This is a genomic window from Pelosinus baikalensis (assembly GCF_020819555.1).
In the GTDB taxonomy this organism is placed as follows: Bacteria; Bacillota; Negativicutes; order DSM-13327; family DSM-13327; genus Pelosinus; species Pelosinus baikalensis.
Window position 1 is genome coordinate 1 of the sequence record NZ_JAJHJB010000067.1, and the last position, 12,413, is coordinate 12,413.

At 37.7% G+C, this 12,413-nt stretch carries 14 protein-coding genes and 1 pseudogene; 5 read left to right on the top strand and 10 right to left on the bottom strand.

Going from position 1 to position 12,413, the window contains the following annotated elements:
- The first annotated feature begins 439 nt into the window (after window positions 1-439).
- Window positions 440-1,708 carry an MFS transporter gene (locus LMF89_RS23855; protein ID WP_229537327.1) on the top strand — a complete coding sequence of 423 codons (1,269 nt, stop codon included), beginning with the start codon at window positions 440-442 and terminating at the stop codon, window positions 1,706-1,708.
- Window positions 1,709-1,834: 126 nt separating this feature from the next.
- Here LMF89_RS23855 and fba read toward each other — a convergent pair whose 3' ends face one another.
- The 4 genes from fba to LMF89_RS23875 form a co-directional block, all read right to left on the bottom strand.
- Window positions 1,835-2,764, bottom strand: coding sequence for a class II fructose-1,6-bisphosphate aldolase (gene fba / locus LMF89_RS23860; RefSeq protein ID WP_229537329.1), 930 nt, complete (start codon window positions 2,762-2,764; stop codon window positions 1,835-1,837).
- A gap of 145 nt (window positions 2,765-2,909) precedes the next feature.
- Complete coding sequence (locus tag LMF89_RS23865; RefSeq protein WP_229537330.1) at window positions 2,910-3,794, bottom strand: RluA family pseudouridine synthase; 885 nt, start codon at window positions 3,792-3,794, stop codon at window positions 2,910-2,912.
- A gap of 209 nt (window positions 3,795-4,003) precedes the next feature.
- Window positions 4,004-4,249, bottom strand: coding sequence for a hypothetical protein (locus tag LMF89_RS23870; protein WP_229537331.1), 246 nt, complete (start codon window positions 4,247-4,249; stop codon window positions 4,004-4,006).
- A gap of 57 nt (window positions 4,250-4,306) precedes the next feature.
- Window positions 4,307-5,731 (bottom strand): recombinase family protein, encoded by a 1,425-nt coding sequence (locus LMF89_RS23875; RefSeq protein WP_229537333.1) that lies wholly within the window; start codon window positions 5,729-5,731, stop codon window positions 4,307-4,309.
- Between the two features lie 248 nt (window positions 5,732-5,979).
- On the opposite strand from LMF89_RS23875, the gene LMF89_RS23880 reads away from it, so the two are divergent.
- The 3 genes from LMF89_RS23880 (at window position 5,980) to LMF89_RS23890 (ending at window position 7,813) form a co-directional block, all read left to right on the top strand.
- Window positions 5,980-6,255, top strand: coding sequence for a hypothetical protein (locus LMF89_RS23880; RefSeq protein WP_229537335.1), 276 nt, complete (start codon window positions 5,980-5,982; stop codon window positions 6,253-6,255).
- A gap of 815 nt (window positions 6,256-7,070) precedes the next feature.
- The gene (locus LMF89_RS23885; RefSeq protein ID WP_007957488.1) at window positions 7,071-7,250 is read left to right on the top strand and encodes a hypothetical protein; all 180 of its coding nucleotides are present in this window, start codon (window positions 7,071-7,073) and stop codon (window positions 7,248-7,250) included.
- Window positions 7,251-7,510: 260 nt separating this feature from the next.
- On the top strand, window positions 7,511-7,813 hold the full coding sequence (locus LMF89_RS23890) for a hypothetical protein (RefSeq protein ID WP_229537336.1): 303 nt from the start codon (window positions 7,511-7,513) through the stop codon (window positions 7,811-7,813).
- A gap of 56 nt (window positions 7,814-7,869) precedes the next feature.
- Here the strand turns inward: LMF89_RS23890 and LMF89_RS23895 are convergent, their stop codons facing one another.
- From LMF89_RS23895 to LMF89_RS23920, 6 genes are all read right to left on the bottom strand, one after another.
- Window positions 7,870-8,025, bottom strand: a complete 156-nt coding sequence (locus LMF89_RS23895; RefSeq protein ID WP_007957489.1) for a hypothetical protein — start codon at window positions 8,023-8,025, stop codon at window positions 7,870-7,872.
- Between the two features lie 456 nt (window positions 8,026-8,481).
- Window positions 8,482-8,652: a hypothetical protein gene (locus LMF89_RS23900; protein WP_229537337.1), complete on the bottom strand. Its 171-nt coding sequence runs from the start codon at window positions 8,650-8,652 to the stop codon at window positions 8,482-8,484.
- A 319-nt stretch (window positions 8,653-8,971) separates the two neighbouring features.
- On the bottom strand, window positions 8,972-9,133 hold the full coding sequence (locus LMF89_RS23905) for a hypothetical protein (RefSeq protein WP_229537338.1): 162 nt from the start codon (window positions 9,131-9,133) through the stop codon (window positions 8,972-8,974).
- 726 nt (window positions 9,134-9,859) lie between these two features.
- Window positions 9,860-10,150, bottom strand: coding sequence for a hypothetical protein (locus tag LMF89_RS23910; RefSeq protein WP_229537339.1), 291 nt, complete (start codon window positions 10,148-10,150; stop codon window positions 9,860-9,862).
- 261 nt (window positions 10,151-10,411) lie between these two features.
- The gene (locus LMF89_RS23915) at window positions 10,412-10,837 is read right to left on the bottom strand and encodes a hypothetical protein (protein WP_229537340.1); all 426 of its coding nucleotides are present in this window, start codon (window positions 10,835-10,837) and stop codon (window positions 10,412-10,414) included.
- Between the two features lie 23 nt (window positions 10,838-10,860).
- Window positions 10,861-11,316 carry a CBO0543 family protein gene (locus LMF89_RS23920; RefSeq protein WP_229537341.1) on the bottom strand — a complete coding sequence of 152 codons (456 nt, stop codon included), beginning with the start codon at window positions 11,314-11,316 and terminating at the stop codon, window positions 10,861-10,863.
- A gap of 123 nt (window positions 11,317-11,439) precedes the next feature.
- Here LMF89_RS23920 and LMF89_RS26505 point away from each other — a divergent pair.
- Window positions 11,440-11,541: pseudogene (locus tag LMF89_RS26505) on the top strand (hypothetical protein); the annotation flags it as partial.
- Window positions 11,542-12,413: the final 872 nt, after the last annotated feature.

A 12,413-nucleotide genomic window follows, 5' to 3' on the forward strand; every position in this document is an offset into this window, starting at 1 on the left:
ATACGCCGAAAGTACTTGGATGGAAACGTCCTGGGAGGATAGGTAGTTGCTGGTTGAAGAAAAAGCACTCACTTTTGTGAGTGCTTTTTAATATCTTGCGTTTTGCGAGATTGGTGAGAATACTTCAGATGCTAGGCACGACGAGCACGTGAACTGAGCAGTACATCAGTACGTAAAGTGAGTGCGCGCAGGAGTAACGACGCAGATGAGGTATTATCGCTAAGTCGAAGTACCGAACACATTAAGCCCATACGTCGAAAGTACTTGGCTGGAAATGGTCTGGGAGGATAGATAGTTGCCAGTTTATTCAAAAAGACATTCACTTTTGTGGATGTCTTTTTATCGTTCTTCAAATCAATCCTTTTGTATTATTAGATGCTAGATTGGAGTAACTTTAAAATAGCAAGTTTTTTTAAGATTATTATCAGGAGGAAAAAAGATGACAGAATTGATTAAACCCAAAAGTTGGCGTAAGATGTTTGATTATCGCTGGACAATTGTTATGGTTATGTTGTTTGGTTCCATTATTAATTATTTAGATCGCGTGAACTTAAGTATTGCCAATACAACAATTGCTAAAGAGTTCGGATTGGATCCAATTCAAATGGGATTATTATTATCTGCCTTTATGTGGCCTTATTCATTAGCAAATTTGCCAGCAGGATGGCTTGTAGATAAATATGGAGCAAAAAAGATCTTTCTGTGGGGAATTCTTATTTGGTCTTTGGCTACCATTGCCGGAGGTTTTGTTCAAGGTTTCATGTCCATGTATATTACTAGGATGATATTAGGAATTGCTGAGGCGCCCTTTTTTATCATTGGGGGACAAGTTACACAACAATACTTTTCTCATGACGAAAGAGGAATGGCATCTTCTCTGATTAATCTAGGACCGAAAATTGCCAATGGGTTTGCCCCGCCTTTATTAACCTTTTTAATGCTTTGGATGGGTTGGAGAGGTATGTTTATTACCTTGGGTGCTATTGGTGTTATTGTTGCATTTTTATGGATAAAATATTATAAGGTAGATGTAAATTATTTGTCTACATTTTTCCCTCAGCAGGAATGTAGACAAAAAGTGAATTTTTGGGCGTTGTTTAATCATCCTACTTCCTGGTGGTTTAATATTGGGAATATTGGGAGTTCTTATGTATTTTGGTTATATTTTACCTGGCTGCCAACGTATCTGACCACTTATAGAGGAATGAGTTTGACTCAGGCTGGGTGGGCTGCTGCGATGCCATTTATTGCAGGTGTGATTGCAGTACCGATTGGTGGATGGATATCTGATTATTTAATACGAAAAGGCATGAATGTGATTTCTGCTAGGCTGGTTCCTACAGTGGGCGGTTGCGTATTAGCAGCTATTGCTGTAATACCCGTAAACTATATCCAAGATACGACCTGGGCTATGGTTTTGATTACAATCAGCCTTTTTGCTGGTGCGTTGCGGGTTGGCGTCTTATGGGCACTCGTTGGCGATTTAACTCCGCCTGAAGCTGTCGGAACTTTTGGGGGAATACAGAATTTTGCCAGCTTCATCGGTGCAACATTAGCGCCAATTGGTACCGGATATATCTTACAGGCAACGAATTCCTTCGATTATGTATTTGTTGTAAGTGGAGTATTGTGTCTTATTGGAGCGATTAGTTACGCGCTTATTAGTAAAAAGATTACCAGCCAAGATCTTTTACCAGCAAGCAAGTAAAAATAAATTTAAAAGATACACCAACTCAATTTATTATAAAAGTTTTTAGAGAAGAAGAGAGAATTATTTTTCCTCCGGTCTAGAAAAGTGAAAAAAAAGCTGAGACGTTATATCTCAGCTTTTTTACTACAGACGGTTACTGCAGTTTAGTACATTTTTAATTTTATGTTTAACCATGTTCTTAATCGCTTCTCGAGCTGGTTTTAAGTATTGGCGAGGGTCAAAATCACTAGGATTATTGACAAAATGTTCACGAATAGAAGCTGTCATAGCCAATCGTAGATCGGTATCAATGTTAATCTTGCAGACCCCGAATTTTCCTGCGCGTAATAACATATCTTCAGGTACGCCTTGGGCGCCTGGGATGTGTCCACCGAATTGATTGCATTTTGCAACGAATTCAGGAAGTACAGTAGATGCACCGTGAAGTACTAATGGATAATTAGGTAATAGATTGGAAATTTTTTCTAAACGGGCATAATCAAGACTTGGCTCACCTTTAAATTTATAAGCCCCATGGCTCGTGCCAATCGCAATGGCAAGTGAGTCACAGCCTGTACGTTCAACGAATTCTACCGCTTCATCAGGATCAGTATAAGTCGCATCTTTGGCAGATACTTTAACAGCATCTTCAACACCGGCAAGCTTACCTAATTCAGCTTCTACGACTACACCATGAGCGTGAGCATATTCTACTACTTTTTTAGTTAAAGCAATATTTTCTTCAAAAGAATACTTTGAGCCGTCAATCATAACTGAACTAAAGCCGCCATCAATACAAGATTTACAAATTTCGAAATCATCCCCATGATCCAGATGCAATGCAATAGGTAGACCTGAATCTTCTAGTGCCGCTTCTACTAATTTTGTAAGATAAATATGTTTTGCATATTTACGAGCTCCTGCAGACACTTGTAGAATAAGTGGAGCTTGCTCCTCTTTAGCAGCGTCAACAATACCTTGAATAATTTCCATATTGTTGACATTGAAAGCGCCAACCGCATATTGACCGTCATAAGCTTTTTTGAACATTTCTTTGGTTGTAACTAATGGCAAAGTAATTCCTCCTAAAAGTTTTTTACTATATCAATTATACCAGATCTTAGCAGGCTTGTGTACAAAAAGTATGCTAAAAGGTGAATGTTTTTAGCGGTTGTTTATACCGTATCTTTACTTTTATTTGGATTTTTCGAAAAGTAGGCTAATTTTCATCATAGGAAAGCTTGTCAATGACGTTTGATATGTCATTTGGAAGCTGACTGGTTACATCAATGATTTTACCTGAAAGAGGATGCGCAAAATAAAGTCTTGCAGCATGTAAAGCTTGGCGGGAGATTAATTCTCTTGAACCTCCGTATAAATCATCTCCTATAATTGGATGACCAAGATGAGAGAGGTGAACTCGAATTTGGTGGGTGCGTCCAGTCAAGAGCGTTAATTGGACAATACTAGCATTTTTCAATGGCCTGAGTACTTGATAACAAGTCGTGGCATGCTGTCCCTTAGGGTCAATGATACGCTGGATAATACTATCAGGATGCCTGGCAATGGGGGCGTCTATAGTGCCTTCTGCTGGTTTTATGATGCCTGTTGTAAGTGCGATATACTGTCTGTTAATATTTTTAGCGCCATTAACGGATAATAGGTGTTGAATATGAGGGTATTTTGCAATTAGCACTAAACCTGAAGTATTACGATCTAAGCGATGGACAGGGTGAAAGGCATGAGAGCGTCCCTGGGTATGAAAATAGTGCATAATGGCATTTCCTAATGTGGCTGTATGTTCAGATGTTGTTGGATGGACTAACATTCCGGCTGGTTTATCGATAATGAGCAAGGTGTCATCTTCATAAGATATATGTAGAGGAATATTTGTAGGTACAATATCACAAGGCTGCAGCCAATGGAGTGTAATGGCATCGCCTGGAAAAATCATATGTGTTATAGTCGTTTCTTTTCCATTGACTATGATGGAACCTGTGTTTTTTATTTTTCGCCATATTGTAAGAGAAAGGCCGATATGAGAGCGCAAGTATTCTTTGATTGGCATAGGAGATAGGGTCTTCGGTACTATGAGATCTAACATGAGTACTCCTTAATGTGTAGTATTATGCTTAGTAGTCTTTATTTTGCAATGTTTTATTTTCGCTAAATAGAGCAATAGTTCCTCTTAATGAATAAACACAAAGACAATATGCTGATCTACAGCATAACAAGGAACACAAATAATGTATAGAATTAATTTGTGTTCCTTGTGTCTTTGTGCTTTTTGAAGAGGAATATCACTGCAGGACGTTACATTAAATTTTGTGTCATTGTGATAAGGTGAGCAATATGTTCTCGTTCCATGTTTGAGGATTCTTGGAAATAGTCATTCATAGGATTACCACGTAAGCTAAAAATATGTTCCATTCGGTGGTGACGGCGCAATAAGGCAAGTAAGAGATAGATAACAAATCCACGCTGTAAGCTGAGTTGTCTTTCCTTTGTATTGTGGATTTCTCCTTCTCTCATACTATACTTTTTCATGGAAGCACTCATTGCCTCATCATGCATAGAAATGAGATGAATGATATAGTTCCAATGTAGGAAAACGCCTTAAACCTTTATGGTATATACGATGCTGCCGTTTTTGCGTTTTGCAAAAACCTTAATACCGTAAGCAATAAGCAGACGTCTTTTCTCTTCAAAAGATGTAGCCTTAAGAATATCTTTTGAGCGGATTGATTTGACGGAGGGGATTATAGCAAGAGCGCTAAGAGCATTTTTAGTTGCTGCGACTTCTTTGCTAATGGATTGCAAATCTTTTTCTGCCGCTTCTGTTTCTAATATTCCATCAGCAACCCATTTAACGATTGCGGATTGCCTCTTCTTCAATTTTGTCAGTTGTTTTTCAAGATCAATTTTAACCGCAGTCGTATCGGTAGTGTTATTTTGATAGATTGATAAACCGTGTTTGCTTTTAGCGACCTCCGTTAACTCTGCCCATACTGCATCATCCAGATCTTTTGATGAGATCGTTTTTCGATAATCACATTCATGACCATTTATATATGCAGTACAAACATAGTAACGGTAATCCTTATTGCCTCGATGGTAATTCACCCCTCGCATTGCATACCCGCATCCAGCGCAGCGTATGATGCTGGATAATAAGTAATCATGCTTGGAATTACGCTTTGCAACAACTTTGTTAATACGGCGACACTCTACAGCCCTTTCCCAGGTTTCACGATCAATAATGGCCGGTACGGTGATGGGTATCCATTCTGATTTATCTCGAATACTTCTTTCCCGTTTTTTCGGACCGACATTTTTCAAATACTGCTTAAAGCTCCACTTCGTACCTGCGTATGTTTCATTTGCAAGCATGTAGTCAATCGTAGCAAGACCAAAAGGCTTGCCTTTACGATTGACTACGCCCATAGATTTTAATTCTACATATAGGCTGTTAACGCCGTAATTTCTTGTCGTATAGAGCTGGAAGATTAGTTTTACGATTTCTGCCTCTTCAGGATTGATAATACACATAGAATTTTCTTTATCATAAGTATAGCCGTAAGCATCATCATTAAAAGTAAGTTTACCAGAAAGAGCCTTTGAACGCTTACCGCGTAAAGTGCGTTCACGGATCTTTGCTTTCTCAAACGCAGAGATGGCTCCGCGGATGGAAAAGAACAGCCTTCCCTCAGGCGAGGCATCATAATCATGAGTAATAAAAATAAGTTGCGCATTCGCTTTTTCAATTTCATCTGCCAAAAGTAACTGATTCGTCAAATTACGGCTCAGACGGTCAGGATCATAGACGATAACATTATGTATCAACTTCGCTCGTAAATCATCTCTGAGGCGTTCTAAGGCGGGTCTCTCAAGGTATTCTCCAGAATAGCCATCATCTATGTATTCTACGATTTCTAATCCGTTTTTCTCAGCATGTTCACGACATGTACGAATTTGATCACTAATTGAATATCCTGTTTCCGCTTGTGCATCTGTTGATACACGGGCATATATGGCGTTCATTGGTAGCCCCCTAACAGTGGATTGGTATAATAGTACTTTATATATGTAGTAAGAAAACTCCTTCAAGTTCATTTTATCAGTTTACTGAAACAGATTCTTAGATTGCAAAAATCCGCTAAGATAAGGTTTGTTAGAATTTTTCGATCAAATGGATAAATCGTAATATATATATATTATGTATCACCAAATTACAGCTATTTACATATTATATATTACGATAAATTTTGTAACAAAAGGTGATGGTAGCTATGTTTTTTAGTGAAACTTCAAATTGGAAATTCTCAAATAAAATTATTCCTACATTTCCATTATCTTCACTTCCACCAAATCACTATCCTACTGAAAGTACTGAAGCAACTGAAGCAACTGAAGCAACTGAAGCTACAGTTGCAACAAGGGCTCAGGATCTACAGGGGACGCTGGATTTACGTATGCAACAGGTGATTCAGGATGCACTGGAGCAACAAGTACAGCAATTGCAGCAAGTGCAGCGCTTGCTCAACGATTACTGGATCCACAGGTGAGGCAGGTACTTCTGGGAGCGATTAGAATTACAGGGACAGTAGGTGGTTCTGGATCTACTGGTTCAGGGCCGCCAACCGAGTGTAATATAGATATTATCTGAAATTAGTTTTAATAATGTTAATGGAACAGAGTTTCTTGCTGTATAGTCATATTATTGATAGCGTGACTTGGAGTAAAACTATAACTTATCTTAATAAATAAAGACACAGCTCATCCATGTTAGTAGTGGAATAGTGATGTGTCTTGCTGCAATTGCTTATCTATTTAGTTATAAAATTTCCATAACAGTATCAATAATTTTTTTAGCCTGCTCTGGCAGGTTTTTTATTTTGTCATCATAGTTATGCTCACTGTTATGGGGTCATTTGTTGAATAAATTCCATGGGAGAAATCTCTAAGGCAGAACATAATTTTTCACACACATAAGGAAGGGGGGGATTTAGCGATCTTATTAAGACGAACAATATTCCTATCGTGTTGGGCCACTTTACTTACTACGTATATAAATCAGTCTGAATGGCATCAAGGCGCTCATCAAGAGTAAAAATCTTTACTTTCCCGATGCAGCAGCTTGATCATCATCTTTATTGAGATGTTTCTTATATTGAATGTATGTTTCAATTTTCTTGTTAATTTAGACGACATGTACAGTGCCCCCTCCTAATAGGTATTCAAAGTTAAGGATAACACAAAGGAAGGCATAACAGCGCTAAGTGATGCTCTATGAATCAAACAGAAGCAAAGTGATCACTTAAGAAAGTTAGAGTAATGTTGGATAAGCACTAATTCATACTTTATATGGGAGGGGATGTAGATGGCAGTTGAGTTTAAAGGCTACTGGTCAGGCACGTTTGAAGATTATCAAGCAGGAAAAGTTACTCTTCAGATGGATATGCCGGAAGAATTAGCTAAGAAATTTCATAGAATTCTTGCTCAAATTAAGGGCTATACAATAGTGGAAGAAACTGAGCCGGAAGATCCTCCGGCAGCGTAAAAATGGACAAGTAGGTGATTACCTTGGATAAGTTTAGATTTGCGACCTACGAGCAACTAAAAGCAGACAGGCAAGCTGCTCAGTTAAAGGCATGGTTTGTTGCTGCCTTTTGGCGGTGATCTTTATAGGAGTAATATTAATTTATCCTGGTAAGTGGTAAAAAGAATGCCTAGACGATGAAGGGAGGTGAGTAAAAGCCAAAGGATCAAAAAGAGATGCTATTGTTGCCTATAATGCTGACGGTACCGAAGTAATTCTGGATGACACTGTTACCAATATTGCTGGTGACTTTACCTACGATGATAACAATAATTACAACTTTTGCAATTAAGGTCGGTGATGCAGGAGGTACTGTAAGATTACCGCAGTTTGTATTTGCAAAGATCGAAATTTACTTAGAATTTGGACTCATTCAAACAATGGAAATTGAAATGGAAGTCATCCATCCCAGGGGTGAAGGGGAAAAGCCAATGTTTAACCTGGGTTGTCTGAAACTCAGCCGAAGAATTAGATGGTTATCTCATAGTAGCTGGCAATATCTAATAGCAAAAAGCGCTGGGTAACACCAGCGCCTTTTATTACATTGAAAAGCCGCTTCATTGAAGAAGCGGCAAATGTATTAGCTTGGCATTTGATTATTACTGATTACGAAGCTCCCGTATTTGTTTTTAGCTTGTGTGTCCGTATTAATTTCAGTGTTTGTAGAATCTTGGTTTTCGGTAACTATTTCAGATTCAGAAATACTTGAATCCATTTCATTTACTTCCTTTTTCATAATAATCATCTCCTACTGGTAGTGTAACCAATATGTAAGTTTTAATAATTTACTTCTCTATAAAAATTAATATATTTATGAGGGGGCGAAAGCCATGTGCCTATGTAAAGAAAAATGCGCTTACAGTGATATAGCGCCAATAAGCAGAAGCTGCTCAAAGGGCGTACAGTTTTGCACCTTTTCAGCTTGCAAGACCTGCCGTCTGGTAATGGCTAGATGCGGTCTATATGTAACAGAAACGTTGCACCGCTTTTAAAGCTAATAGAAAACACACAAGGCGATTGTGTGAGTTTTGTATCAATTTTAAAGGCAGCAAGTGCCTTGTTTTGAATAAAAAGGTTGGGTGATTCCTGGATGATGTAGAAAAACTCATGCAGCGGGGGCGTGGTAAGTAAAACTTAAAGTTGAGAGGTAATAATTGAAAAAGGCCAGTTACTGGACTGACCTCTTAGAGAATCACTTTACAGAATTATGTTCGAATACGTAGGATTCCGTAGTGCTTTTAGGACTAGTTTTATGAGACACTTCTTTTTCAACGTCTCCATTTTCTAGATCCTTTGCTAAACCTCTTTCAGTAGGCATTCTATAACGCGTATATGAGCCATCTATTACCGTTTTTTCATCCATAAAATCACCTCCTAATACTAGTTTTCCCCTAGTTTTTTATTACATGTAAAGTATGTTTAGCACATAAGAAAAAGCCCTCTAAAAGAGAGCTAAGAGAAAAAAAATATGGAGAGATTTTGCGACTAGGGAGGTCGCTAACAATAGTATGCCCATAAGTAGGAGTTATATACATTAGGAGTAAGAAGGAGTGAGCATAAAAATACTGACTGCTAAAAGAAGCAATCAGTAAGACAAGTATTTAGGAGCGCCACGTAAGAGGTACCATTATAATACAGTATATGATTCACCCATGTGATATGTGGTTAAAGCGGGAAAAACATTACTTTACCTTTTGCTGATTTTTTATAGAGAGGGCTATTGAAATACTATCCTTATTAGTATCTTTCTCTGTTACTTCTTGCAGATAATTAATATTAGCAATACCTTCCTTATTAGGCATTTTATAGCCACCAAACGAGCCACTTTTTGCATTTTTATCCACGGTATCACCTCCTAAATACTAGTTTTACATCGTTTTTTAATAAATGTATGAATGTTATACCAGTTATTAAATGAAAAGTAAAAAAACGCCCTCCAAAGGAGAGCTTTAGATGGGAGTGATTTTGTTTAAGGAGCTAACATAGTATGTCCGATAAGTAGGGGTTATATACAATTGAGCTGAGCAGAGCGTATTTTAGTCCTGTTATAACTGGTTCCTCGTCAACAGTCCATATAATTCCAGGAGCATGCCAATAGTAAATCCGATAAATATTCCTGTTGCTTTTGGCATATTTTCTCGATTTATTAGCCCATTTTCCTTGAGGTTCTCATTGATGTCAATTGATCGGTTAAATGCCTCCCACATACTGAAAGCATATATACCAGGATAAAAGAGTGCCCAACTTCGAGCAAATTGAGAAACATTTTCGGTATTAGGATTAAACCCTTTGATAACAGCATCATTGATATGTGATGCCGAGTTAATGAGTAGCTCTCAGGATATTAAGACAATGCCTAGTAAGAAATCTCGATTATAAAATTGCCCTAATCCAGGAATCATTTCTGACCACAATAGCGCAGCCCAGGGAGAACGATTTTTGTGAGATGGTAGGATATTAAAAATGATTTATATACCAAAATGATAGGTATTTATTATTAGAGTGTAAAAGAGGGGCGTGAGGAATAAAAGAAAAAGCCCGAAGGCTTTCTATATAGTAAATAAGTAACACTAACGTGGACAACAACCTTGTCTAGGCCAACAAGCTTTCCAAGGCCAACAATTCCCTCTAGGCCAGCAGGACTGTCTGGGCCAACAGAAGTATCTAGGCCAACAACCATTATATTGATGGTGATGATGATGATGATCATTACAATGATCATTATACCAGTAGTCTTGTCTAGGCCAGCAGGACCAAGGTTGACGATAATCACTAGTATTATATACTAGTTCGAATTCATTTCTATCGTTTAGGGCTTCTCTCCACTCTTCAATTTCAGGGTCTTCCCAATTATAGTCCATCTTGTAGTATCACCTCCTAAATTTTATCTATAGAAACATATTATACATAATATGATCTATGGTAAATAGAGGTGATTAAGCGGTTATCAATTTATCGCCCATACTACCAATTTAAAGCAATAGTAGATATTGGGTACGGGCGGGTGGTATAACATGCGTTAGATTAGTGCAAAGTCAAGTTGGAAATGGATATGGCGAAACACCGTATCCTAGCCTATATCATATATGAGGATGGTAAGAAAGAGGTTATTATGGATACGCTTAAAGACAGAATTGTCTAATGATTCCATTTGAGAAACTATCCGCCATCATTAAAGCCTGTTTTTCAATTTTATCAAAAATTGCGATATCTTCTTCGAAATCCTTATTAAGTCTGGCGACAGCTTCAGCTTTCGTTAACGCCAAATGCTCATACCACATTTCTCTCATGTGTTTGCTAGTCCAATAAGGATTTATGCAATTAAGAAAATGAACAATTTCATCTGCGTTTGTATACCATCTTTTTTCTGCCACGGCTGCTGCTTGACTATTACCAGCCTTTGCTGCATTTACAAGATCTGCGGCAATAACTAAATGATCTGTTAGTAGTTGTTCAAATTTGGAAGCAACTCTGGAACCATAAAAATGATTAAATAACCTTGCAAAATCAGGTGCATTGCGGAGTAGTCGGTTGGTGGTAGCTTCCAAATCGGGTGAAGCGGCGGCAATGCTTATAATAACTTATCTAATTGAAGGATCTTATGGTACTGGTGAAATATCCAAAATAATATCCAATCAGATATATATGAGTGCCAAAGCGTCCACCCATGGTAATGAGCCATGTGCCCAGTGATTACGTGAATATGTTCTATAGTAATTGTCAAGGCAGTCCAAGCGAACCAATAAGAGAACATACGAAAGAACGTCTGTTTTTGAGGCAACCACTGGATAAAAAGATAGGTAGCAATGGGATTAACCTCAAATTCATCTATGAGATTTATTACAATCTCAGGCTCACTTCCGTAATACTCCCAATAAGGTATATACGAATCGACAATTTGGTCTGCAATCAAACCTAAAGACGATGCAAAAACACAAACCGGGACTATTTCTTTCCAACGTGATTTATCTGCAAAAAGTAGCCAACAAGCCCAAATAATAAAAAAACGGGCGTAAAAAAAGCTCATATAATTTACTCCTTAAAGAAAGTGCTAAAAGATATTATGTGGATTAAGCCTTCTAATTATGCTAGGTAGAATGAATGAGGGGCGGGATAAAATGAAAGCAATAACCATTTTAAGCCGTGGGCGAGTCTAATCGCCAGCGGAAAGAAGATAGAGACTAGATCGTGGTCAACTCAGTATAGAGGTCCAATCGTCATACACGCTGGCAAGGATAGTGATAAAAAATAGCAGATCTAGTAGATTGTAGCGCAAAGGATGATGAGTCTGAGGTGATATCCAATGACTAAAGAAGAAATAGTGGAGCTTCGTGGGCGGGATAAAAGAGAGACTAGGCTTGCAAAACTAGGTGATGCAGTGGAACGGCGGTTTAGCGAATAAGGGCATCTATCCCCTGCAAAAGTTGAAAAAAGAAGAATAAAATCGAACAGTGTAGTAGAGTAAGTTGAAAAAAATAGAACCGCTCATTAATGGGCAGTTTTTGTATTGCAGGAATTTATTACTGATGATAGTATGGCTGGGGCTGTGATTATTTGGGTAAACAGCGACAAGAGTGAACAAATAGCATATTTCAATAAATGAATATATCTTGATAAAAATAACTGACATGAAGAGAATACCACCTTGGGGTATACTATTTCTTGCACAGATAAATTTACATAAATTTTAAAATATTGACTATGTAGTCATGATATATTTTATTTAAACGAAACCTTTTAAGGGAGGATTATTGCGATGTCCTTTATTGATTTATTTAAAATCCGCCGTACTGATGACCGAACTCCGATACCGATTGTTCTGTTAATGGCGTTCTTAATTTGCGTTATTCATATTTAAAATGTTTGATGGTTAAGCGAGCAGTTTTTTATTTTAGCCTCGGACTTTGGTCTAGGACTTTTTATTAGATGGCTTATACGATTTAAGCTAAGCACCTTCTTACCTTATTGGTAGGATGGTGCTTTTTTTAAACCTATCTAAAATTCAACTTACATGTACGGATAAAGAATGAGAAATAAATTTACATTTGCTAGTTTAATTTTTAATTGCTACGGAATGTGTATTAGTGAAAGCCGATATACAGGAGCACACAGAGTTTCTTGGTT